This is a genomic window from Micromonospora sp. B11E3 (genome assembly GCF_039871625.1).
GTDB lineage: Bacteria > Actinomycetota > Actinomycetes > Mycobacteriales > Micromonosporaceae > Micromonospora.
Map to the genome: position 1 here is coordinate 22,758 of NZ_JBDPMC010000011.1, position 23,749 is coordinate 46,506.

At 76.3% G+C, this 23,749-nt stretch carries 18 protein-coding genes; 9 read left to right on the top strand and 9 right to left on the bottom strand.

The window, feature by feature from the left end; all coding sequences use genetic code 11:
* The first annotated feature begins 111 nt into the window (after positions 1-111).
* From ABGB16_RS08540 to ABGB16_RS08555, 4 genes are read left to right on the top strand one after another with little or no spacing between them, the layout of a single operon-like run.
* Positions 112-3,300, top strand: a complete 3,189-nt coding sequence (locus ABGB16_RS08540; RefSeq protein ID WP_347667429.1) for an FtsX-like permease family protein — start codon at positions 112-114, stop codon at positions 3,298-3,300.
* Positions 3,297-6,149, top strand: coding sequence for an ABC transporter permease (locus ABGB16_RS08545; protein ID WP_347667430.1), 2,853 nt, complete (start codon positions 3,297-3,299; stop codon positions 6,147-6,149). Before ABGB16_RS08540 ends, ABGB16_RS08545 begins: the two co-directional genes overlap by 4 nt.
* A 1-nt stretch (position 6,150) precedes the next feature.
* A complete protein-coding gene (locus ABGB16_RS08550; RefSeq protein WP_347667431.1) occupies positions 6,151-7,146 on the top strand; it encodes an ABC transporter ATP-binding protein in 996 nt (331 codons plus the stop codon).
* A complete protein-coding gene (locus ABGB16_RS08555) occupies positions 7,139-7,858 on the top strand; it encodes an ABC transporter ATP-binding protein (RefSeq protein ID WP_347667432.1) in 720 nt (239 codons plus the stop codon). Before ABGB16_RS08550 ends, ABGB16_RS08555 begins: the two co-directional genes overlap by 8 nt.
* 31 nt (positions 7,859-7,889) lie before the next feature.
* Here the strand turns inward: ABGB16_RS08555 and ABGB16_RS08560 are convergent, their stop codons facing one another.
* A complete protein-coding gene (locus ABGB16_RS08560) occupies positions 7,890-8,342 on the bottom strand; it encodes a GNAT family N-acetyltransferase (protein ID WP_347667433.1) in 453 nt (150 codons plus the stop codon).
* 91 nt (positions 8,343-8,433) lie between these two features.
* On the opposite strand from ABGB16_RS08560, the gene ABGB16_RS08565 reads away from it, so the two are divergent.
* Positions 8,434-8,949, top strand: coding sequence for a potassium channel family protein (locus ABGB16_RS08565; protein WP_347667434.1), 516 nt, complete (start codon positions 8,434-8,436; stop codon positions 8,947-8,949).
* 108 nt (positions 8,950-9,057) lie between these two features.
* Here ABGB16_RS08565 and ABGB16_RS08570 read toward each other — a convergent pair whose 3' ends face one another.
* Both ABGB16_RS08570 and ABGB16_RS08575 read right to left on the bottom strand, forming a co-directional pair.
* Positions 9,058-10,641 carry an alpha/beta hydrolase gene (locus ABGB16_RS08570; protein WP_347667435.1) on the bottom strand — a complete coding sequence of 528 codons (1,584 nt, stop codon included), beginning with the start codon at positions 10,639-10,641 and terminating at the stop codon, positions 9,058-9,060.
* A 36-nt stretch (positions 10,642-10,677) separates the two neighbouring features.
* Complete coding sequence (locus ABGB16_RS08575) at positions 10,678-11,790, bottom strand: ATP-dependent DNA ligase (protein ID WP_347667517.1); 1,113 nt, start codon at positions 11,788-11,790, stop codon at positions 10,678-10,680.
* Between the two features lie 134 nt (positions 11,791-11,924).
* On the opposite strand from ABGB16_RS08575, the gene ABGB16_RS08580 reads away from it, so the two are divergent.
* From ABGB16_RS08580 to ABGB16_RS08590, 3 genes are all read left to right on the top strand, one after another.
* Entirely contained in the window at positions 11,925-12,137 is a 213-nt protein-coding gene (locus tag ABGB16_RS08580) for a hypothetical protein (protein ID WP_347667436.1), read from the top strand.
* A 192-nt stretch (positions 12,138-12,329) separates the two neighbouring features.
* A complete protein-coding gene (locus tag ABGB16_RS08585) occupies positions 12,330-12,752 on the top strand; it encodes an SRPBCC family protein (protein ID WP_347667437.1) in 423 nt (140 codons plus the stop codon).
* Positions 12,753-12,819: 67 nt separating this feature from the next.
* The gene (locus ABGB16_RS08590) at positions 12,820-13,335 is read left to right on the top strand and encodes a DUF1990 domain-containing protein (protein ID WP_347667438.1); all 516 of its coding nucleotides are present in this window, start codon (positions 12,820-12,822) and stop codon (positions 13,333-13,335) included.
* A 112-nt stretch (positions 13,336-13,447) separates the two neighbouring features.
* Here the strand turns inward: ABGB16_RS08590 and ABGB16_RS08595 are convergent, their stop codons facing one another.
* The 3 genes from ABGB16_RS08595 to ABGB16_RS08605 all read right to left on the bottom strand — a co-directional run bounded on the left by ABGB16_RS08595 (position 13,448) and on the right by ABGB16_RS08605 (position 16,359).
* Complete coding sequence (locus ABGB16_RS08595; RefSeq protein WP_347667518.1) at positions 13,448-14,308, bottom strand: DNA-3-methyladenine glycosylase 2 family protein; 861 nt, start codon at positions 14,306-14,308, stop codon at positions 13,448-13,450.
* A gap of 207 nt (positions 14,309-14,515) precedes the next feature.
* Positions 14,516-15,373, bottom strand: coding sequence for a fused MFS/spermidine synthase (locus ABGB16_RS08600; protein ID WP_347667439.1), 858 nt, complete (start codon positions 15,371-15,373; stop codon positions 14,516-14,518).
* Positions 15,373-16,359: a hypothetical protein gene (locus ABGB16_RS08605; RefSeq protein ID WP_347667440.1), complete on the bottom strand. Its 987-nt coding sequence runs from the start codon at positions 16,357-16,359 to the stop codon at positions 15,373-15,375. The genes ABGB16_RS08600 and ABGB16_RS08605 overlap by 1 nt, the downstream gene beginning before the upstream one ends.
* A 296-nt stretch (positions 16,360-16,655) precedes the next feature.
* On the opposite strand from ABGB16_RS08605, the gene ABGB16_RS08610 reads away from it, so the two are divergent.
* Positions 16,656-17,915, top strand: coding sequence for an RNA-guided endonuclease TnpB family protein (locus ABGB16_RS08610; RefSeq protein ID WP_347667441.1), 1,260 nt, complete (start codon positions 16,656-16,658; stop codon positions 17,913-17,915).
* Positions 17,916-17,928: 13 nt separating this feature from the next.
* On the opposite strand, the gene ABGB16_RS08615 is transcribed toward ABGB16_RS08610, so the two are convergent.
* The 3 genes from ABGB16_RS08615 to ABGB16_RS08625 form a co-directional block, all read right to left on the bottom strand.
* Complete coding sequence (locus ABGB16_RS08615; RefSeq protein ID WP_347667442.1) at positions 17,929-20,403, bottom strand: SMC family ATPase; 2,475 nt, start codon at positions 20,401-20,403, stop codon at positions 17,929-17,931.
* A complete protein-coding gene (locus tag ABGB16_RS08620; RefSeq protein WP_347667443.1) occupies positions 20,403-21,551 on the bottom strand; it encodes an exonuclease SbcCD subunit D in 1,149 nt (382 codons plus the stop codon). Before ABGB16_RS08620 ends, ABGB16_RS08615 begins: the two co-directional genes overlap by 1 nt.
* 197 nt (positions 21,552-21,748) lie before the next feature.
* A complete protein-coding gene (locus tag ABGB16_RS08625; protein WP_347667519.1) occupies positions 21,749-23,542 on the bottom strand; it encodes an ATP-binding protein in 1,794 nt (597 codons plus the stop codon).
* Between the last annotated feature and the right edge of the window lie 207 nt (positions 23,543-23,749).

Genomic DNA, 23,749 nt, shown 5'->3' on the forward strand with positions numbered 1-23,749 from the left:
ACTGCGTCCCGACGTCGGCGGGGTAACGATCAAGTAACGGGCGCGAACCTTTTCCCGACCGTCGTGGCTCTTCCTGGTCGTCGGCCCTGTGGGGGCCCGGGGAGGGGTCGGATGAGACTGGTGTGGAGGCGCGCCCGCGAGGCACGGGGGCTGCTGCTCGCCGGGGTGGTCGCGGCGCTGGTCGCCGTCGCCCTGGTGACCGGGCTGTCCGAGTACAACGGCCGCGCCGTCGACGCCGGCCAGCGGGCCATGCTGCGCGCCGCGCCGGCCGAGGAACGCAGCGTGCTGCTCAGCGGCGCCGGGGGGCGCGACGTCGCCGAGTTCGCCGCCCGGGACCGGGCGGTCCGGGACCGGTTCGCCGCCGGCCTCGGCGGCGTGCCGACCCGGGTGGCCGGCGCCCGGTACGGGACCGGGCGGGAGTTGACCGGCGACCTCGGTGCCGCCCGCACCAGCGACGATCCTGTCTTCGCCGACCTGGTGGACCTCGGCGAGGTGGCCGCCCACGCGGAGCTGACCAGCGGGGCCTGGGCCGTCCCCGGCGCCACCCCGACCCAGGTGACCGTGCCCGAGCGGGTCGCGGCGGTGCTAGGCCTGGCGGCCGGGGACCGCGTGCCGCTGCTGGACCGCGGCTCGGAGCGGCGGGGCGAGGTGCTGGTGGCGGGCGTCTGGCGCCCACGGGACCCGACCGAGGCGTACTGGCGGCTGGCCCCGGGGGTCGGCGGGACCGAAGGCACCGCCACCTCGTACGGGCCGTTCGTGCTGGACCCGGCCGACTTCACCCGGACGTTCCCCGGCTCGGTCTCGGTGTCCTGGCTGGTGGAGCCGGACCTCGCGAGCGTCCCCCCGAGCCGGCTCGGCGCGGTGAAGCAGGCCGTCGCGACCGCCGCGGAGCGGGTGCCGCAGGAGGCCGGCCTCGGCTCCTCCGCGCAGACCGTCACCGGCCTGGACCGCCTCATCGACCGGCTGGGCCGGGCCGACCTGGTGGGCCGCTCCGCGCTGCTCACCCCGCTGCTGCTGATCCTCGTCCTCGGCGGCTACGCGCTGGTGCTGGTCGCCGCGCTGCTCAACGAGGACCGGCGGGCGCAGACGGCGCTGCTGCGGGCCCGGGGCGCGGCGCGCGGCCAGCTTGCCGGGCTGGCCGTACGGGAGGCGACGCTGGTGGTGCTGCCGGCCGCGCTGCTCGCGCCCCCGCTGGCCGGGGAGGCACTGCGCCGGATCGGCGGCGACGGCCCCGCCGGCCTGCCACTCGACGCGGGTGGCGGCCGTACGGTCTGGGCGGTGGCCCTGGCCGCGGCGCTCGGCTGCCTGCTGGCGATGGTGCTGCCGGCGCTGCGCCGGGCCGGCACCTACGTCGCCGACATGGCCGCCCGGTCCCGCCCCACCCGGGGCGCGGCCGTGCAGCGGGCCAGCGTCGACCTCGCGCTGGTGCTGCTCGCCGTGCTCGCCTGGGCACAGCTGCGGCAGTACTCCTCGCCGCTGGCCGGCGCGGGCGGCCGGCTCGGCATCGACCCGCTGCTCGCCGCCGCGCCGATCGTCGGCGTGCTGGCGGGCGCGGTGCTGGCGCTGCGGCTGCTGCCCCCCGCCACCCGGTACGCCGAGCGGTTCGTCGACCGCAGGCCGTGGACGGCCACCATGTTCGGCATGTGGCAGGCCGGCCGCCGCCCGCACGCCGGCCCGGTGCTGCTGCTCGCCCTGGCCGTCGGCGGCAGCACCCTCGCCTGGTCCCTGGTGACCACCTGGGAGCGGTCGCACGCCGACCAGGCCGACTACGCCGTCGGCGCGGACCTGCGGGCCGTCGAGCGCACCGGGGCCGCCCCGCGGGACCGGGCCGCCCGGCTCGCGGCGGTGCCCGGGCTGGCCGGGGCGCTGCCGGCCTGGCGGGACGAGGTCCGGCTCGGCCGTGACGACCTGCCGACCACCGTGGTCGCCCTGGACGCCGCCGCCGCGCCGCAGGTCGTCCGGCTCGACGAGCGGCTCGCCGACGAGCCGCCGCGTACCCTGCTGGACCGGATGGTGGCGGCCCGCGGCGCGCCCGCCGGGGTGCCACTGCCGGCCGCCGCGCGCCGGCTCACCGGCACCCTGCGCACCCCGGTCCGCGACGCGGTCGCCCCGCACCGGATCGACGTCACCGCCCTGCTCACCGGGCCCGGTGGGCTCACCTGGCGGGTGCCACTGGGCGCCGGCGGGAGCGACGGACGGCCCGTCCCGTTCGACGTCGAGCTGCCCGCCACCCCCGACGGGGAACTGCGGCTCGTCGGGTTCGGCGCCGACGCCGGCGACGCCCAGGGCCGGGCGTACCGGCTGGTGGTCGGCGACCTGGCGCAGGTCGACTCCGCCGGCGCGAGCAGCCGTGTGGCGCTGCCCGGTGCGTGGGCCCTGGCCGACGCCGCCCAGGATCCCAAGCCCACCCTCGGCGTGAGCCCGGCCGGGGTCGACGTCACGTACGAGGTGCGGTTCCTCGCCGGCGGCCGGTTCGCGTACCAGCCGCCGGCCCGGTTCGCCGCGGTCACCGGCGGCCCGAACCCGCCGGTGCCGGCCCTGCTCACGCCGGCCGTCCGGGAGGCGCTGAGCGTCCGGGTCGGCGACACCGTCACCGTGGCGCTGTCCGGGGCGTCGGTGCCGGTCACCGTCGTCGGCGAGCTGGACGCGGTGCCCACCACCACGGCCGCCGGCATGCTGCTCGACCTGCCCGCCGCGGCGGACTGGCTGCTCCGGCACCGGGGTGCGGACCGGCCGACGTCCGAGTGGTGGCTGCGCGCCGACGACGGCGACCGGGCCGGGGTGGCCGACGCGGTCCGGAAGCTGCCGGGGACGACCGTCCTCGACCGGTGGGAGAGCGCCGAGGCGGCCGCGCGGGACCCGTACTGGCTGGGTGCGCGTACCGGGCTGCTCGCCGCGGCGCTCGGCGCGGTCCTGCTCGCCCTGGTCGGCCTGGGCGTGGACGGGTGGGCCACCGCCCGGCACCGGCTCGGCGAGTTCGCCGTGCTGCACACCCTCGGCGGTTCGCCCCGGCTGCTGGCCCGGGCGCTGCTGGCCGAGCAGACGTTCCTGGCCGGCATCGGGGTGACGGTCGGGCTGCTGGTCGGGGCCGGCGTCGCGGCGACGATGGCCCCGCTGGTGATCCTCACCCCGGCCGCCGACCGCCCGGTGCCCGAGGCCGCCTTCGTGCTGCCCTGGGCGCCGGTCGGGTTGACCGCGCTCGGCCTGCTTCTGGTCGCGCTGGCGTTCAGCGCGGCCATCGCCACCGGCCTCCGGCAGCGGGTGGCCGCCCTGCAACTGCGGATCGGGGGAGACCGGTGAACGTCGCGGAGGCCGCCCGCCGGGTGCGGACGTACGGGGGACATTTCGTGCTGCTCGGGCTGCTGACCCTGGTCGCGGCCCTGCTGCTCACCGGGGTGCCCCGGGTCGTCGACCGGCTCGGCGGCCAGGGGCTGCGGGAGCAGGTGGCCGCCGTGCCGCCCGCCCAGCGGGACCTGCTCTACACCGCGCCGGAGGCTGCGGTGCCCCCGCCGGGCCCGCACGCCCGGCTCGCGGCGGCGAGGCTGACGGAGTTGGAGGCGGCGATGCCGCCGGCCGTCCGGGACACCGTCGGGGAGCGGTGGTACGTCGCCCAGACCACCCTCGCCCGGCTCCGCGGGCCGGCCCTCGACCCCGGCAAGGGCCTGATCGACCTGACCGCCCGCAGCATGAGCGGGGTACGGGACGCGGCGACCCTGGTCGACGGTCGGTGGCCGACCGACGCCGCCCCCGACGACGGGTCCGACGCCGCCCCCGACGACGGGCCCGTGGAACTGGCCCTGGCGGAGCCGGTCGCCGCCCAGCTCGGGCTGCGGGTCGGCGACCGGCTCCGGCTGACGCCACCCACCAGGCCCGGCAGCGCGCCGCCCGCCAGCCCGGTGGCCGTGGTCGGCGTCTTCCGGCCGAACGACCCCGCCGACGGGGTCTGGGCGTCCCTGCCGTCGGCGCTGCGGCTCGCCGAGCCCGAGGGCGACGGCGAGCCGTTCCTGATCGCCGGGGTGACCGGGACGGGCGGCTTCGAGGCCCTCGCCAACAGGGGCTGGGAGGTCAGCTTCGCCTGGCGCTACCGGGTGGACCCGCAGCGGCTCGACCCGCGGCGGCTCGACGAGACGGTCGACGGCCTCGCGGCGATGGACCGCACCCGGCCGGCCGGGCTGGGCCTCACCCAGGGCCTGGACATCCCGCTGCGGCAGTTCGCCGCCTCGCTCCGCGCCGCCCGTACGCTGCTCGCGGTCATCGTGGCCGGGATGCTGGCCACCCTGGCCGGCCTCGCCGTCCTCGCCGCCGGCCTGGCGGTACGCCGCCGCCGTGCCGAGTTCGTGCTGCTGCGCGCCCGGGGCGGCGCGGCGCGTACGGTGGTCGCCCGCGGGCTGGCCGAGTCGCTGCTGGTGCTGCCGGCGGCCGCCGCGCTCGGCTGGTACCTCGGCGGCCGGCTGCCCGGCGCGGGCCCGGCGGACCCGCTCGCCGCCCTGCCCGCCGCGGTGGCCGCCACGCTCGTGCTGCCGCTCGCGGTGCTGGTCGCCCAGCGGGCCGGCGGCGGCCGCCGCGACCTCGGGTCCCGGTCCCGGGCCGGTCGACTCACCGCCGAGCTGACCCTGCTGCTGCTCGCCGGGGTCGGCGCGTTCCTGCTGCGGCGGCGCGGGCTGGGCGCCGAGGGCGCGGTGGACCCGCTGCTGGTCTCCGTGCCGGTGCTGCTCGCGGTCGCCGCGGCCGTGCTGGCGCTGCGCCTGTATCCGTGGCCGCTGCGGCTGGCCAGCCGGGTGGCCGCCCGCGCCCGGGGCAGCGTCGCGTTCCTCGGCACCGCCCGGGCCGGCCGGGCCGGGGTGGGCGCCCCCCTGGTCGTGGTGGTGCTGGCCGTCGCCACCGCGGCGTTCTGCGGCGTGGTCGCCGCCGGCATCGAGGCCAGCCGGGACCGCGCCGCCACCCGCGCGGTGCCCGGCGACGCCCTCGTGACCGGTATGCGCTTCGCCCCCGACACGGCGACCGCGCTGGCCGCGCTGGCCGGCGTGGGCGCGGTCGCCCCGGTGCTGGCCGAGCCCCGGCAGCCGGTGCTCGCCGACGCCGCCGGCCGGCCCACCGACATCCGGAACGTGCACGTGCTGCTGGTCGACGGCGCGGGGCTCGCCGGCGTCGCCCGCCGCGCCGGGGTCGACCTGTCCGTCCCGCCGGCGCTGGCGCGCGGCGGCACCCCGCCGACGACCGCCGGTCCGGGAACGCCGGCCACGGCCGCTTCGGGCACCGCTGGTCCGGCCGCCCCGGGCGGGGGCGGCGGGCAGCCACTGCCCGCGCTGGTATCCCCGGCCCTCGCGGCCGACCTCGCCGACGCCGGCCTCGGCGCGGCGGCCGGGCGGCCGGCATTCGTGGACGTGCAGGGCAACCGGCTGCCGCTGCGGGTGGCGGCGACGGTCGAGGAGTTTCCGCTGGTCGACCGGGACACCGAGCGGTTCGTGGTGCTGCCCTGGCCGGACGTGTCCGGCGGGCCGCACCCGCTGGCGCCGACCGGCTTCGTGCTCGCCGCCGACCCGCCCGCGGCGGACGCGGCCCGGGCCGCCCGGATCGACGAGGCCGCGCTGTACCGGATCGCCGAGGAGGGGCAGCGCCGTTACCAGCGCCTGGGCGCGGTGACCGGCGGCGAGCCACCGCTCCCGCCGCAGGTGTCCACCTGGTCGGCGCACCGGGCGCAGCTCGGCGGCGCCGGGGTGAACGGCGTGCTGGTCTTCGGCTTCGCCACCGGGGCGGCCGGCGGCGCCGCGCTGGGCCTGCTGGCGCTGGCGTTCGTCGTGCTCGCCGGGGCCCGGGACCGGGGACAGGCGCTGTCCCGGCTGCGCACCATGGGGCTGTCCCGCCGGCAGTGGCGGGGCCTGGTGCTGGTCGAGCTGGCGCCGCTGGTGCTGGTGTCGGTGCTCACCGGGGTGCTGGTGGGCGCGCTGCTGCCGGTGCTGCTCACCCCCGTGCTCGGCCTGGGCGCGTTCACCGGGGGTGCGCCCGTGGCCGTCCGGTTCGAACCCGGCCTGGTCGCCGCCGGCCTCGGGCTGGCCGTGCTGGCGCTCGGCTTCGCGATCGCCGTCGAGACCCTGAACAACCGTCGGTTGCGCCTCGGTGAGGTGCTGCGGCTCGGAGAGGAGAGCTGACATGACAGCCACCGCGGAGGCGTCCGTCGTACCGGACCTGGCCGCCCTGCAACAGCGGGCCGCGCAGCGCGCGGCCGACCGGGCCGGCGGGCACAACCGGCTGCGCGGGCACATCGTCTGCGACGGACTGGTCCGCATCTTCAAGACCGAGGGCGTCGAGGTGGTCGCGTTGCAGGGGCTCGACCTGGTCATCGACCGGGGCGAGCTGGTCGCGATCGTGGGCGCGTCCGGGTCCGGCAAGTCGACCCTGCTGAACATCCTCTCCGGCCTGGACACCCCGACCGCCGGGATCGCCCGGGTGGCCGAGTACGACCTGCTCGCCCTCTCCGCCCGGCGCCGGCTGAGCTACCGCCGGCACATGGTCGGGTTCGTCTGGCAGCAGACCGGGCGCAACCTGCTGCCGTACCTGACCGCGCTGGAGAACGTCGAGCTGCCGATGAAGCTGGCCGGCCGACGCGGACGGCGGCCCCGCCGGGAGCGGGCGCGGGAGCTGCTCGACCTGGTCGGCGTGGGGTACTGCGCCGACCGGTGGCCCGGCCAGCTCAGCGGCGGCGAGCAGCAGCGCTGCGCGGTGGCCGTGGCCGTGGCCAACGACCCGGAGGTGCTCTTCGCCGACGAGCCGACCGGCGAGCTGGACGAGGCCACCGGGGCCGAGGTGTTCGCCGCGCTGCGGCAGATCAACGCCGAGTTGGGGGTTACCGTCGTCGTGGTCACCCACGACCAGGCGGTCGCCACCCAGGTCCGCCGGACCGTCGCGATCCGCGACGGCCGGACCTCCTCCGAGGTACGCCGCACCGCGCGCATCGGCGCGGACGGCAGCACGGAGCTGGTCAGCGAGGAGTACGCGGTGCTCGACCGCACCGGCCGGATGCAGTTGCCGGCGTCGTTCGTCGACGCCCTGAGCCTGCGCGACCGGGTACGCCTCAACCTGGAGACCGACCACGTCGAGGTGCGGCCGGGCGACCGGGCCGACGCCGAACGGAGCGAGAATGACTGAGCAGTTGTCCGCGGGGCCAGCCGCCGGCACCACCCTCGACGAGGTGGTGCGGGTGGACGGGGTCAGCCGCACCTTCGGCCGGGGCGAGCACGCCGTGCACGCCGTCCGGGACGTCTCGTTCACCGCCGGGCGCGGCGAGCTGGTGGCCGTCCGGGGGCGCTCGGGCGCCGGCAAGACCACCCTGTTGAACCTGGTCGGCGGCCTGGACCGCCCGGATTCCGGCCGGGTCCGGGTGGCCGGGCACGACCTCGGCGCGGCCGGCGAGCGGGAGCTGCTGCGGCTGCGCCGGGGAACGGTCGGGTTCGTGTTCCAGACGTTCGGGCTGATCCCGATCCTGTCGGCCGCCGAGAACGTCGGGGTGCCGCTGCGGCTGGCCCGGGTGCCCGCCGCCGAGCGGGAGGAACGGGTGGCGGTGCTGCTGGAGCTGGTCGGGCTGGGCGGGCACGCGGCGCAGCGGCCGTACGAGCTGTCGGGCGGGCAGCAGCAGCGGGTGGCGGTGGCCCGCGCCCTGGCCAACGAGCCGGACCTGCTGATCGCCGACGAGCCCACCGGCCAGCTCGACTCGGAGACGGGGCGGTCCATCATGCACCTGCTCCGGGCGGTGGTGCACGCGCGCGGGATGACCGCGCTGGTCGCCACCCACGACCCGGCCCTGATGGAGCTGGCCGACCGGACGCTGACCCTGCGCGACGGCCGCCTGACCGACGCCTGACGGGCTGCCCCGCCCGGGGCGGGTGGCAGCGTCAGAGGGTGAGCTTCATGCCCTCGTGGCTGGCCACGAAGCCGAGGCTCAGGTAGAAGCGGTGCGCGTCCGTCCGGGTCTTGTCCGTGGTGAGCTGCACCAGCGCGCAGCCCCGCTGGCGGGCCTGCTCGATCGCCCAGGCCATCATCTGCCGGCCCAGCCCCTGCCCCCGCCGGTCCGAGCGCACCCGCACCGACTCGATCAGGGAGCGCTCCGCGCCGTGCCGCCCCAGCCCCGGGATGTAGGTGATTTGCATGCAGCCGACCAGCGTGCCGTCCTGCTCGGCCACGATCAGGTGGTTGCGCGGGTCGGCGGCGATGTCGGCGAAGGCCCGCTCGTACGCCTCGTCGACCTCGGTGAAGTCGCGGGCCTTGCCCAGCACGTCGTCGGCCAGCAGGGCGATGACGGCGGGCAGGTCGGCCCGGACCGCCTCCCGGAAGATCACCTCGCTCATGCCGGCCAGCCTGCCACAGCGGGACCGGCCGATGCGGGCCGGCGTTCCCCCGTGGGCGCGCGTTTGGCCCCACCGGGCACCATAATTCGGCATGGATGTCCTGCTGTTGCCGTTCCGCAAGATCTACCGGGGGCTGGTCTGGTTCGCCAACTCGCCCCGGACGCTGATCGCGTCGTACCTGCTGATGATCGTGGTGGCCGGGGTCCTCTACAGCCAGGCCGAGCACAGGAACGCCGCCGACTCGGTGTGGTGGGCGGTGGTGACCGCCTCCACCGTCGGGTACGGGGACATCTCCCCGGCGACGTGGCAGGGGCGTATCCTCGCCGCCTTGCTCATCTCGACCATGGTGCTGCTGGTCATTCCGCTGATCACCGCGCACTTCGCCAGCCAGCTGATTGTGGACGACGACGCCTTCGAGCACGCCGAGCAGGAGGAGTTGAAGGCCGAGGTGCGGCGGATGCGGGCGCTGCTGGAGGAGATGGCGGCCCGGCAGGGGATCGCACTGCCGACCGGGCCCACCCCGCCGGAGGCGGAGCCGACCGACGGGCCGGCCGCTCGGGCGTCTGACGGGTCGGCGGGCGGGCTGACGGGCCGACCAGTGGGCTGACGGGTTGGCGGTTCGGCGGGCGGGCCTGACGGGTCGGCCGCGGGCTGACGGGTTGGCGGTTCGGCGGGCGGGCCTGACGGGTCGGCCGCGGGGTGACGGGCCGGTGGCTCAGCGGGCCGGGCAGCGCAGGCCCTCGCGCGGCAGCCGCAACGAGATCAGGTAGGCGTCCACGGCGTCGGTGACGCAGGTGGTCTGCGGGTACGCCGTGTGCCCCTCGCCCTCCCACGTCAGCACCCGGCCCACGCCGAGCATCGCGGCCAGCTTCGACGTCTGCTCGTACGGGGTCGCCGGGTCGCCCGTGGTGCCCACCACCACGATCGGCGACGCGCCGGTCGCCTTGCCGGTCGGGTACGGGTCGCTCGCCCCGGGCCACTCCCGGCAGCTGAGCATCCCGACCGCCAGCGCCGGGCCGAACAGCGGGTACTTGCTCCGCCACTCCGACTGCAGCTCGCGGATCCGCTCGACGCTCGGCTTCTCCGTCTCGTCGGTGCAGTTGACCGCGAGGTTGGCGTCGAAGAGGTTCGAGTAGTGCCCGTCGTCTCCGCGGCCGGCGTACGCGTCGGCCAGCCGGAACACCTCCGCCGGGTCGCCGCCGTCCAGCCGGTCGATCGCCCGGGCCAGCTCCTGCCAGCCCGACTCCGTGTAGAGCGAGGAGATGACCGCGTAGAAGACCCAGCCCGGGGTGGCCTCCCGGCCGTCGGCGCCGCGCGCCGGGGAGACCCGGGCCTTGTCGATCGCCGAGGTCACCGCGGCCCGGGCGTCCGGGGCGAGGGGACAGCGCCCGGCGTTGACCGCGCACCACCGGGTGAAGTTGCCGAACGCCCGCTCGAAGCCCTTCGCCTGGCTCTCCGAGCTGTCGACCAGGTCTTGCATCGGGTCGACCGCGCCGTCGAGCACCAGGGCCCGGACCCGCTTCGGGTAGAGCTGGGCGTACGTGGCGCCGAGCAGCGTCCCGTACGAGTAGCCGAGGTAGGTGAGCCGCTCGTCGCCGACCGCCGCGCGGACCGCGTCCATGTCCCGGGCGGCCTGCTCGGTGCCGTACAGCGCGAGCTGATCGCCGTACTTGTCGCCGCAGCCCCTGCCGATACGCCGGTTGAGGCCCAGGTAGCCGTCGAAGGACTCCTGCGAGCGCGGGTCCGGGTCGTAGCCGAAGCTGGCGTCCAGGTCGGCGTCCGGGATGCACTTGACGGGGCTGGACCGGGACACCCCGCGAGGGTCGAAGCCGACGATGTCGAACCGCTCGGTGACCGCCGGAGGCAGGCCACCGAACGCCGGGCCGAAGGAGAGGTAGACGGCCATGTCCACGCCCGAGCCGCCGGGGCCGCCCGGGTTGACCACCAGGGAACCGAGCCGGTCCCGCTGGTTCGTCGACCGGGCCCGCAGCAGGGCGATCTCGAAGGTCCGCCCCGCGCCCGGGCCGGTGGTCGTGCCGTTGCCGCCGCCCCAGTTGCGCGGCACGGCGATGCGCGCGCACTCGTAGCGCATGTCCGGCGCGCCGCGGCCCACCAGGTCCTCGGCGACCTCCGGGCAGGCCCGCCAGGTCGGCGCGGTGCCCGGAGCCGCCGCCTCGCCGGCGCCCTCGGTGCGCGGCGCCAGCGCCGGCAGCGTGCAGCCGGTGGCGACCACCGTCGCCGCGACGAGCCCGGCCAGGGTCAGCCGGACCCGGCGGATCCGGTCGGGTAAGCGCGTCACCAGTGGGCCCCTCATGATCGTGTCGACGCCTCCAGGCTACGCCCGGGCCGGCCCGGGCTTCGCCGTCGCCGCCGGGTCGCCGCGCAGCACCTGGTCCACGTCGTAGCGCACCGGGCGGTCGAGCTGCTCGTACCCACAGGAGCGCGGGTCGCGGTCGGGCCGCCAGCGGACGAACTGGGCGGTGTGCCGCAGCCGGTCGCCCTCCATCGCGTCGTACGCCACCTCGGCCACCAGGTCGGGGCGCAGCGGCTCCCACTCCAGGTTCCTCGCCCCCGTCCACCGGCTGACCCCGCCCGGGATGCGCTGGCCGCGCTCGTGGTCGCCGTGCACCCACGGGTGGTCGGGCCCGACGTCCCGGTACGGCTCCAGCTCGTCCAGCAGCTCCTTGCGCCGCGCCGCCGTGAACGACGAGCTGACGCCGATGTGGTGCAGCACGCCGGCGTCGTCGTAGAGACCGAGCAGGAGCGAGCCGACCACCGGGCCGGACTTGTGCCAACGGAAGCCGGCCACCACCACGTCGGCCGTGCGGGCGTGCTTGACCTTGAACATGAGCCGCTTGCCCGGCTCGTACGGCAGGTCGGCCGGCTTGACGATCAGCCCGTCCAGCCCGGCGCCCTCGAAGACGTCGAACCAGCGACGGGCCGTGTCGGGGTCGGTGGTGACCTGGGTGACGTGCACGGGCGGGCGGACCCCGGCCAGGGCCTGCTCCAGCCGGGCCCGCCGCTGCGGGTACGGCTGGTCGGTGAGCAACTCGTCGTCGATCGCGAGCAGGTCGAACGCGACGAAGTCGGCCGGGGTGGTCTCGGCGAGCAGCCGCACGCGGGAGGCGGCGGGGTGGATCCGCTGGGCGAGCAGCTCGAAGTCGAGCCGGGGCTGGCCGTCCGGGCCGTCCCGGCGGATCACGATCAGCTCCCCGTCGACCGCGCAGCGCTCCGGCAGCTGCCGCAGCGCCTGCTCGACCACCTCGGGGAAGTAACGCGTCATCGACTTTCCGCCCCGGCTGGCCAACTCCACCTCGTCGCCGTCGCGGAACACGATGCAGCGGAAGCCGTCCCACTTCGGCTCGTACGTCATCCCGGGGTCGGTGGGCAGCCGGGCCACGGCCTTGGCCAGCATCGGTTCGACCGGCGGGTTGATCGGCAGGTCCACGGCGACAGTCAACCAGACACCACCGACAGTCGTGAGGCACATCACCGGCGGTGCGGGTGCGGCGTGTTCCGCTCCGCTCCCCGTGTCCCCACCGTCCGGATGGCGTAACCGCAGGTCAGAGCTACCGTCGCCGGGTGCGTGAGTGGGTCTGCGGTTGCTGCGGGCGCTGGCGGGTCAGCGTCGAGCTGATCCGCGGCCGGTACCGGTACCGGCTGGTGCGCCGCTACCCGGCCCGCTTCGGCGGCGGCAAGAACGTGCTCGGCGAGGCCGCCACGATCGCGGAGCTGGAGGACCTGCTGCGCCGGCGCACCCCGCTCACCCTCGCCGACCTCCACGAGGCCGCCTGACCTCGGCCCGGCTGGGACGAGGCGATGTCGCCGACATGGCGGTGTCCGAGCCAACGGGATGCCGCCATGTCGGCGACATGGGGTTTCCTGAGTTGGGCTCGGCGCGCAGACTCGTCCGGGTCAGGTGACGCCGGCCGTCGGGCGTGGCCGCAGTGGCCCGCGCTCGGCCGGCGCGGAAGCGGGGGAGGAAACATGCGCTTCGAGGTCGTCACGGAGATCGGCGCCGACGCCGAGCGGGTCTGGGCGGTGCTGACCGACGTCGAGCGGTGGCCGGAGTGGACCGCCTCGGTGCGGTCGGCGCGACGGCTGGAGCCGGGGCCGCTGACGGTGGGCTCGACCGCCCGGCTGGAGCAGCCCCGGCTGCGTACCGCGGTGTGGCGCGTCGTGGAGGCCGAGCCGCCGTACGGCTTCGCCTGGGTCTCCCGGGCCCCGGGCGTACGCACCCGGGGCGACCACCGGATCGTCCCGCTGACCGAGGGGCGGGTCCGGGTCGAGCTGACCCTGGAGCAGTCCGGCCTGCTGGCCGGGCCGGTCGGCCGGCGTTACGGCGGGCTGGTGCGGGGCTACCTCGAGATGGAGGCCGAGGGCCTCAGGCGCCGCTGCGAGCGGAGCTGACGGCGGTACCGCACCGCGTGCCGCCGGCGTCGGCCGTACGCTCACCCTCGGCCCCAACGACGAGGAGGTGGGCGTCGACGTGCCCGAGCTGACGTACCCGGAGGTGGGCGCCACCCGGGCGGACCGGCTGCCCGCGGGCTACCGCCATCTGCGCCACCGGCGTCGGCTGCCGGACGGCTGCTTTCCCGTCGCGGCGGAGGCCGTGCTGAGCTGGCGGCTGCACCGGTCGGCCGGCGTGCGGGTGCGCACCGACGCGCCCCGGGCGGCGGCCACGGTGGCGGTCACGCCCGGCCTGGGGCTGGGGCCGCTGCGGCTCTGGGGGCCCTGCGAGGTGGTCTGGGCCGAGGAGGGCGACCGGCGGGCCGGCTTCGGGTACGGCACCCTGCCCGGGCACCCGGCGCGCGGGGAGGAGGCGTTCGTGGTCGCGCGCGACGACGCCGGCGCGGTCTGGTTCGAGGTGCGGGCGTTCAGCCGACCGGACCGCTGGTTGATGCGGGCCGCCGGGCCGCTCGGCCGGGCCGTCCAACACGGGTACGCCTGGTGGCTCGGCCGCACCCTGAGCCGGCTCTGCGCCCGGCGCTGACCCGGCTGCCACCCCGGTCCGATCCCGGGGGAGCCGGCGGGCATCCCGGGGGAGTCGGCGGGCATCCCGGGGGAGTCGGCGGGCAGAGGCGGCCCCGGGGCGGCACCCTGCCTCAGTATCCCGCGAAGGAGCGGATCGGCGCCCGCGGCCCGTACCGGGGGGCGTGGACGCCGTCGGCCTCCAGCAGCCGGCAGACCCGCCCCCGGTGCCCCCGGAACGGCTCCAGCAGCGCCAGCATCCGGGCGTCGTCGCCGCGCGGCTCGCCGGCCAGCGCCCACGCCACCGTGTTCGGTACGTGGTAGTCGCCGACGCTGACGGCGTCCGGGTCCCCGTACGCGATGCGCACGACCTCGGCGGCGGTCCACGGGCCGATCCCGGGGACGGCGGTGAGCCGGCGGGTCGCCTCGGCGGAGTCGGCGCAGCGTTCCAGCCGGTCGGCCTCGGCGGCGGCCCGGCGCAGCGTGTCGGCCCGTCGCTGCTCCACGCCGAACGGGTGGAAGACCCAGTACGGCGCGGCGGCCACCGCGGCCGGTTCGGGCGGCAGCAGCAGCCGCACCGGGCCGGGCGCGGGCTCGGCGAAGTGTCGCACGGTCGCCGCGTACGCCCGGTACGCCTCCGTGCCGGTGACCTTCTGCTCCAGGACCGCCCGCAGCACGCGCGGGAACAGCAGGCCGGTGGCGGGCATCCGCAGCCCGGAGTGCCGGGCGGCCAGCTCGGCGACCAGCGGGTGCGCGGCGGCCAACTCGGCGAACCCGGTCAGGTCGTCGCGTAGCCCGGCGATCCCGTCGGCCCGTTCGACGACCCAGCCGGCGCCCGGACCGTACCCCTCGGCGAGCAACTCCCCGCCGCTCGGACGCAACGCGAGGGTGGCCGGGCCAGCCGGGGTGCGGGTCGCCCACCAGAACTCCCCGGCGGTGATCCGGGCGCACGGGTCGTACGGGCTGAAGGTCAGCGGCCGGACCGAGGCGGCCATCCGGTAGCCGGCGGGCGGGCGCAGCACCCGGCGGGCGGAGGGTTCGGTCACCCGGCTACTCTGCCACGCCGGCCCCTCTGCCACGCCGGCCCCTCTGCCACGCCGGCCAGGGCATGGTGGTCGCTCCATGTCGCCGACATGGCGGAGTCCGCCTGGCGTGGTTGACCCCATGTGGGCGACATGGGGTCAAACCCCGAGCGCCCCTCGTCAACGCTCGACGGAGAAGAGCCCCGGCGGCGGCGGGGTGGAGTCGGTGGCGTCCGCGTCGCGGACCACCCGGGCGCCCCCGGCGAAGCGGTCGAGCTCGTCGCCGGCCAGCACCCGGCCCGGGAACCAGTCCCCGGCCACCCGCCGGGTCAGCTCCGGCACCGGCGGCTCCGTCCGGCCCGCCACCAGCACCAGGTTGCCGTAGCGCCGGCCGCGCAGCACCGCCGCGTCGCTCACCAGGCAGGCCCGGGGCAGCACCGCGCGGACCGTGGCGACCTGGGCGCGGGCGTGTCGCAGCGGCGGGCCGTCGGCGACGTTCGCCAGGTACCAGCCGCCCGCGCGCAGCACCCGGGCCACCTCGGCGGCGTACTCCACACTCGTCAGGTGGGCGGGGGTGCGGGCGCCGGCGAAGACGTCGGCGACCACCACGTCGTAGGTGGCGTCCCGGCTGGCGGTCAGGGCGGCCCGGGCGTCGCCGACCCGCACCCGCAGCCGGGGGTCGGCGGGCCAGGGCAGCTCCCGCCGGACCAGGTCGACCAGGGCGGCGTCCACCTCGACGACCCGCTGGGTGGAGCCGGGCCGGGTCGCGCCCACGTACCGGGGCAGGGTCAGCGCCCCGCCGCCCAGGTGCAGCACCCGCAGCGGCGTGCCGGCCGGGGCGAGCAGGTCGACGGCGGCGGCCAGCCGCCGGACGTACTCGAACTCCAGGTGGGTCGGATCCGCGAGGTCGACGTGCGACTGCGGCGCGCCGTCGAGCAGCAGCGTCCACGAGCCCGGGCGGTCGGGGTCCGGGACCAGCTCCGCCTCGCCGGTGTCGACCCGCGCCGCGATCCGGCCGGCGTCCCGCTTGCGGCCCATCAGCGGCGGTGGCCGCGGCCGGCGCGGGCCGCGGCGGTCAGCGCCCGGTGCAGCAGGCGGGCGTCGCCGAGCAGGGCCCGCAGGCGGCGCTCCAGGCCGGCGATCGGGATCAGGTTCTGCGGCGCGCGCGGATCCTTGTACGGGGTGGACGCGAACCGGGGGAGGGTGACCAGCGACAGGTCGGCCAGCGCGATCGCCTCCTGCTCGCTCAGCTCCGCCGAGCACTCCACCCGCACGATGCCGGCCCACGGCGCGCCGCTCGCCACGGGCAGCCGCAGGTACCACGAGTACCCGCCCCAGGCCGTGCCCAGCCGGAACACCGGGCACCGCTGGCCGGCGCGCAGCCTGGTCACCACCGTGGTCAACCGGGCGTCGAGATACTGGCTGTGCTGCGTCTTGACGTAGCCGAGGGTGCGGGGAAGCTGGCGGCGGTTGCGCAGCGGGCCGTCGACCACCAGCAGGTCCCCGTCGATCCGGGCCGCGCCGGAGACCTCCACCTCCAGCGCGGTCAGCGGCCCCTGCACCGCTGCCTGGAGCTTGTTCAGCTCGCCGGAGCCGCCGACGCGGTGCACCGGGTAGCGGACCGACCCGGCCCGCACCTCCCGCGCCGAGGGGCTCGCGGTGAACAGGCCCCGCCCGACCTTCGCCCCGGCCAGCGCCGCGGCGCCCCGATCCAGGTCGCAGCGCACCACGCCCGCCGCGTACGAGGCGGCCACCCCCGGGTACGACCCGCCGTCCGCCTCGGCCGTCCAGACGCTGGCGTCGATGCGGCGTACCCCGTCGACGAGCAGCACCACGTCGGGCGCCCGCATCCCGCGCCGGACGTCGATCGCCCGCCAGTCCACCGCCGGCAGCTCGACGTTCGCGTCGACCTGCTGGCTGCTCGGCGCCGCCGGGCCCGCCGGGGCCGCCTCGAAGGACGCCCCGAACCCCGGGTCCCAGACGTCGACGAACAGCTCCGGGGCCGCCTCTTCCGCCCCGCTCACGGTGCTGGCCTTTCGTTCGCGACTGCGGGACTTCCTCGCTTCGCTCGGGCGTTCCTCGCGCTCACGGTGCTGGCCTTTCGTTCGCGACTGCGGGACTTCCTCGCTTCGCTCGGGCGTTCCTCGCGCTCACGGTGCTGGCCTTTCGTTCGCGACTGCGGGACTTCCTCGCTTCGCTCGGGCGTTCCTCGCGCTCACGGTGCTGGCCTTTCGTTCGCGACTGCGGGGCTCCGCTGCGCTGTACTCCTCGCGCTCACCGGATCACCGCCAGGATGCCCCGTCCTTCAGGGCGGGGACGAATGGCGGACGCGCTGTCAGCCACGATTGTCCTTTCTGGTAGGACTGGTCCTGTGCGGACGGCGTACAGGTGTCGGGTGTACCCGACTCCGGAGCAGGCGGTGGTGCTGAACCGCACATTCGGTTGCGTACGCGTCGTCTGGAACCGCACCCTCGCCGCCCGCCACGCCCGCTGGCGCACCGAACAGATCTCCACCTCCTACGCGGAGACGGACCGGGGGTTGACGGAGATGAAAAAGCAGCCCGACCTGGCGTTCCTGGGTGAGGTGTCGTCGGTGCCGTTGCAGCAGACCCTGCGACACCAGCACACCGCCATGACCGCGTTCTTCGCCAAGCGGGCCCGGTACCCGCGCTACAAGTCCCGCCACGGCCGCCAGTCCGCCTCCTACACCCGCTCGGCGTTCCGGATGCGGGGCGGGAACCTGACGCTGGGAAAGACACCCGGCGTGTTGCGGTTCGTGTGGTCCTGGCCCGCCGTGGACGTGACCGCACTGGATCCGACGATGGTGACGGTGTCGCGTGACCCGGACGGCCGCTGGTTCGTGACCTTCGCCGTCGACGTCGCCGCGCCCGCCGCCCCCGAGCCGGTGGGCGGGGTCGTGGGGGTGGACCTCGGGCTGACCGACTTCGCGGTGCTGTCCACCGGCGAACGCATTCCGCACCCGAGGCACATGGAGCGGCGGGAGCGCCGACTCAAGCGGTATCAGCGGATGATGGCCCGCCGACAGAAGGGCTCCGCCAACCGCGCCAAAGCCAAACGGAAGGTCGCCCGAGCGTATTCGCGGGTACGCGACGCCCGCCGGGACTTCCTCCACCAGCAGTCCACGACCCTGGTACGCCGGTTCGACGCCATCGCTGTGGAGGACCTGGCCGTGGCGAACATGGTCCGCAACCGGTCCCTGGCCAAAGCCATCTCCCGCACCGGCTGGGCCGAGTTCCGCACCCTGCTCACCTACAAGGCCCATCGCGACGGCCGCACCCTCGCCGTGGTGGACCGCTGGTACCCGTCGTCGAAAACCTGCTCCGCCTGCGGGCACCTGCTCGCCACACTCTCCCTCGGCACACGCCACTGGACGTGCCCGAGTTGCGGCACCCGGCACGACCGGGACGTCAACGCCGCCAAGAACATCGCCGTCGCGGCCGGGCTGGTCGAGACGAAAAACGCCTGCGGAGCGGACGTCAGACACGAAGGACCTCCTTCCGTGCGGTCTGCGGTGAACCAGGAACCCCAACCCGCGAGGGTGGGAATCCCCCGCCTCTAGGCGGGGGAGGATGTCAAAGGCCCGTCCGTTCCACGCGGGCGGTGCGGGCGTTCTTGCGCACCTCGAACCGCACCGGGATGCGCTCGGCCAGGGCCGGCACGTGGGTGACCACCCCGACCATCCGGTCGCCCCGGGCGGCCAGGCTCTCCAGCGTGGCGGCCACCGTGTCCAGGGTGGCCGCGTCGAGCGTGCCGAAGCCCTCGTCCAGGACGATCGACTCCAGGCTCGCCGCCGTGGTCGACATGCCGGCGAGCTGCTCCGACAGGGCCAGCGCCAGCGCCAGCGACGCCTGGAACGTCTCCCCGCCCGACAGCGTGCGCACCCCGCGCCGCAGCCCGGCGTCGTGGTGGTCGACGACGAAGAACTCGCCCTTGTCGTGCACCAGGTCGTACTGGCCGCCGGACAGCTCGCGCAGGATCCGGGACGCGCCGTCGACCAGCAGGTCCAGCGCCTCGGCCAGCAGCCAACGCTCGAAGTTGTTGGCCCGCAGGTGCCCCGCGAGGGCCCGGGCGACCCGGGCGTCCCGCTCGTGCCCGGCCCGCTGCTCGCGCAGCTCCGCCGCCTGCTCCCGGCGCTCCAGCAGCCGGCGGTGGGCCGCCTCGGCCCGCTCCACCGCCACCGTGGCCGCGCGCACCGGGTCGTCCTCGGCGGGCAGCCCGGCGGCGGCGAAGATTCCGGCGATCCGCTCCTCCACCTCCGCCGCGGCCCCGTCCGCCTCGGCGACCGCCGCCGCCAGCCCCGTCCGCTCCGCGCGCCGCCGGTCCGCCTCCCCGCCGGCCCAGTCGGCCAGCACGGCCCACGCGGCGGCGACGTCCTCCCGGTCGGCGGCCGGTGGGCCGAACCGGGCCAGCCCGTCGCGGGTGGCGTCGAAGTCCCGCCACGCGGCCCGCAGCCGCTCCTCGGCCGCGTCCAGCGTGCCCCGCGCCCGCCGGGCGGCGTCCCGGCCGGCCCGGACGGCGCCGGCCGCCTCCTCCAGCGCCCGCCGCAGCCGGGCGTGCTCGGCCAGGTCGTGGCGCAGCGCCTCCGGGGCGGCGGCCCCCGCGAGCTGCCCGTCCAGCTCGGCCAGCCGCGCCGCGAGCTGGTCGTGCTCGGCGCGCGCCCGCAGCAGCACCCGCTCCTGCTCGCGCGCCGCCGCGTCCCGCTCCTGCGCGGTGCGCTTGGCCGCGTCGCTGGCCGCCCGGGCCGCCTTTCCGGCGGCGACCGCCTTCGCCACCGCCGAGCCGGCCGGCACCGGCGGCACCTCGTGCACCACCTGCTCGCAGACCGGGCAGGCCGCGCCGTCGACCAGGTGCGCCCGCAGCGCCACCGCCTGGTCGGTGGCCTTGGCCTCCTCGTGCGCCCGGAACGCCGCCTCCAGCGCGGCCTCGGCCCGCTCGGCGGCCGCCCGGGCCTCGGCCAGCGCGGCCACCGCCGCGTCGTGCCCGCCCTGCGCCGCGCCCAGCGCCGCGCGCACCGACTCGGCCTCGCCGGCCAGCCGGTCCCGGTCCGCGTACGCCTTCAGCAGCAGCCGCAGCGCGCTCTCGTCGCCCGCGCCGGCCAGCTCGCCGCGCAGCTTCTCCTCGCGCTCCTCCGCCAGGGTCACCGCCGCGGCCGTATCGTCCGCGCCGGCCCGCGCGGCGGCCACGGCCCGGGCCACCTCGGCCACCCCGTCGGGCGGGCGCACGGCGTCCAGCACGGCCAGCTCGGCGTCCAGCGCGGCCAGCGCCGCCCGCGCGTCCCGCGCCGCCGCCCGGGCCAGCTCCCGCTCCGGTACGGCCGCCGCGACCGCCTCCGCCAACTCGTGCGCCCCCGCCACCCGCGCCTGCGCCTCGGCCAGCGCGGCGTCGTCGACGTCGGCGAGCCCGCCGAGCATCCGGTCGACCGTCTCCAGCTTCGCCTCGGCCTGCCCGGCGCGCTCGGTGGCCTTCTTCTGCACCTCCTCGTAGACGCCGAGGCCGAGCAGGTTCACCAGGATCTGCTGCCGGGTCGCCGGCTTGGCGTGCAGGAAGTCCGCGAACTGCCCCTGCGGCAGCACCACGCAGCTGGTGAACTGCTCGTACGGCAGACCCACCGCCTCCAGCACCGCCTGCTCCATCTCGGCGGGGGTGCCGGCCACCACCTCGCCCAGGTCCTCCGGGCTCAGCCCCGTGTCCAGCTTCGTCACGTCGAACCCGGCCGGCATGAGCTGCAACCCGGCGTTGGCCGTCTTCACGTTGCCCCGGCCGTCCCGGCGCACCACCCGGGTCGCCACGTACCGCGCGCCGGCCGACTCGAAGACCAGCCGCACCCGGGCCTCGCCGGTCGACGGGGCCAGCGCGTTGGCCAGCCCCCGCGCGCCGCCCCAGCGGGGCACCGTGCCGTAGAGGGCGAAGCAGATCGCGTCCAGGATCGTGGACTTGCCGGAGCCGGTCGGGCCGACCAGGGCGAAGAAGTCCGCGTCGGTGAAGTCGACGGTGGTCTCGTCGCGGAAGACGGTGAACCCCGCCATGTCGAGCCGCATCGGGCGCATCAGCGGTCCACCTCCTCCAGCAGCTCGTCGAACAGCTCCCGGACCCCGTCGTCGGCGTGCCCCCGGCTGTCCAGGTAGTCGGCGAACAGCTCCCGGGGCGACCGGCCGGCCCGCTGCGCCGCCCGCGCGCCGCTGCCGGGGGCCGGCACCAGCTCCGGGTCGATCCGGATCTCCAGGGCCCGGGGGAGCAGCTCCTGCACCTCCTCGCGCAGCCCGGCCCGGGGCTGCTCGCGGACGTACACGCGCAGCCAGCCGTCCGGCGGGGCGAGTTCGGCGAGCTGGGCCAGGGTGCCCCGGATGGTGCGCAGCGGCACCGCCGCCGGCACCGGCACCTCCCGGATGCGGGCGGCGGTCGTCGGGGTCACCTCCACCACGGTCACCGACGGGACGTTCTCCTGCTCGCCGAAGTCCACCGCCAGGGGGCTGCCGCTGTACCGGATCGGGCAGGGGCCGTCGACCCGCTGCGAGCGGTGCAGGTGGCCCAGCGCCACGTAGTGTGCGGTGCCCGGGAACACGGTCGCCGGGACGGCGTACCCGAGGACGGTGTGCGCGTCCCGCTCCCCGCCGCCGGTCGCCGCGCCCACCACCGTGAGGTGGGCGGTGACCAGGTGCACCCGGTCCGGCTCGGTGAAGCCCTCGGTGAGCCGGCCGAGCAGCCGGCGCAGGTGGTCCGCGTACGTCTGGTTGGCCTCGGCGGCCGTCAGCTCGTACATCTCCACCGCGCGGACGGCGTACCGCTGGGACAGGAACGGCAGGGCCGCCAGCCGCCACCGCTCGCCGCCCGGCGTCGTGCCGTCGATGACGTGCTCGTCGGGGTTGTCCCGTACGCCGCCGCGCAGGGTGATCCCGGCGGCCTCCGCCCACGGCCGCAGCGCGTCGAGGGCCTGGCCGTTGTCGTGGTTGCCGCCGATGGCCACCACGTCCGCGCCGGTGCGGCGCAGCGCGGTCAGCGCCCGGGTGACCAGCCGGGTCGCCTCCGGGGTGGGCGCGGCCGTGTCGTACAGGTCGCCGGCGACGATCACCAGGTCGGGCCGCTCCGCGTGGGCGACCTCGATCACCCCGGCGAGGACCTGCTTGTGCTCCTCGGCCCGGGACTGCCCCTTGAGCACCTTGCCGACGTGCCAGTCCGAGGTGTGCAGGATCTTCATGGTGCCCGCCTTTCGTTCGCGACTGCGGGGCTCCGCTTCGCTGCACTCCTCGCGCTCACGGTTGCCCGCCTTTCGTTCGCGACTGCGGGGCTCCGCTTCGCTGCACTCCTCGCGCTCACGGTTGCCCGCCTTTCGTTCGCGACTGCGGGACTTCCTCGCTTCGCTCGGGCGTTCCTCGCGCTCACAGGTCTCACCCCCTAGAACGGGATGTCGTCGTCGGTCGCGCCGCCGCCGGAGCCGACCACCGCGAACGGGTCGGCCGCCCCGGTGATCGAGCGCAGCGTCTGCGACGGCACCCGGCCGGCCTCGGAGACCCGGGTCGCCCAGGCCGGGAACGGGAACTCCAGACACAGCGGCACCGGGATGTCCGGCTGGTTGACGAACATCGTGCCGGGCTTGGCCAGCAGCGCCCGCTGCCGCTGGGCCGGCGGGAGGAAGCCGTACTCGGGGCGGGACGCCTCGGCCGGGTCGAGCCGGCCGACCACCCGGATCGCCGAGTTGGTGACGATCCGCCGCTCCACCTCGCTCGCGGTCTGCTGCGCGCCGACCAGGATCACCCCGAGCGAGCGGCCCCGCTCGGCGATGTCGAGCAGCACCTCCTTGATCGGCGAGGAGCCCTCCCGGGGGGCGTACTTGTTCAGCTCGTCGAGCACGACGAACAGCAGCGGCTTCGCGGTGCCCGCCTTCTCCTTGCGCTCGAACTCGCTCTTGAGCGTCACGCCGACCACGAACCGCTGCGCGCGGTCCGGCAGGTTGTGCAGGTCGACGACGGTGACCTGGGCGCTCTCGGCGGTGTTGATGCTGTGCGCCCGCTGCGCGGGCGCCAGGCCCCCCCGACTGGGCTTGCCACCGCGGCTCCCAAGGTCGCCCCGGATCAGCCGGCCCAGGTCCTTCTTGCTGCCGATCAGCCGCCGGGCGAACGCGTTGACCGTGCCCAGCCCGACCGCGCTGCCGGCCCAGTCGCCCCGGGTCTCGTCGTCGTTGAGTTGCGCGACGACGTGGTCCACCAGGTCGGCGTACGACCCCAGCCGGACCCCGTCGACGCTCACCCCGCCGTCGGCGGGCTGGGCGTACCGGGCCAGGTGGGCGGCGACCGAGTGCACCACCATCGTGTACTGCTGGCGCTCGTCGTCGGCGTCGGCGAACACGTACGGCAGCAGCCGGTCGGCGCAGAACTCGCTCAGCGTCCAGTAGAAGCTGTCCACGCCGGTGAGCCGGCTGCTCACGTCCGGGGTGCCGGAGGAGTCGCCGACCCGGGGCGGGGCGTACACCCGCACGTCGGGGAACGCGCCGGCGTCCAGCCCGAGCTTCGCGTACCCGGCCCGGGTGGCGTCGTCCAGCCTGGCGTTCGGGTGGTCGAGGAAGAGCAGGTCCTCGCCCTTGACGTTGAAGATCAGCGCCTTGGCGTTGACCGCGTCGCCGCCGAGCACCCCGGACCGGAAGACGGAGTAGAGCAGGAACGTGGCGAAGCTGGTCTTGGTGGCCACGCCGGAGATGCCGGAGATGGAGACGTGGGCGCCCCGGGTGCCGTCGAGGAAGTCGGCGTTGAGGTAGACCGGCACCCCGTCGCGGCCCATCCCCATCGGGATGCGCCGCTCCATCCGGTCGAAGTGCAGCGCCCGGGCCCGGGCGTCGCCCTCGGCCCGGTGCACGACCGCGCCGGGCGTCGGCGGCACGTAGAACTCGGGGTCGACCCGGGTGGTGGTCACCTCGGCGGCCTCCTGCACCTGGGCGGGCAGCGTGCCGTCGGCGATGGCGAACACGTCGGAGTCGAACTGGGCGCCCTCGTGCCGGGCGCGTACCTGGGTCACCACCCCGGCGATCGTCACCGGCTCCCGGTCGGGCAGCTCCCGGCGGGTCACCACCACGTCGTCGAGTTGCAGGTAGCTGCCGGGGGAGACGGCCGTCCAGAACTGCAGGGGGGTGGCGTCGGCGGTGCCGAGCACCCGGCCCACGCCCTCGCTCGAGCCGTCGAAGCCGTCGTCGGCGATTCCGTCGTCGGCGATCGGCACGCTGTCGGTCATCCGCGCGCTCCGGTCAGTCGGTCGTCTCGCTGAGGGCACAACACGAGGAGCATCCTGCCCGAGGGATGCGACAGGTTGCCACGCGACGCGGCGGACGCCACCCGTCGACCAGATTCGCGTCGCCTTCCGTGTCGCGGGAGTCACCGAAAGTCATCCCGGAAATGTCGGCCGCGG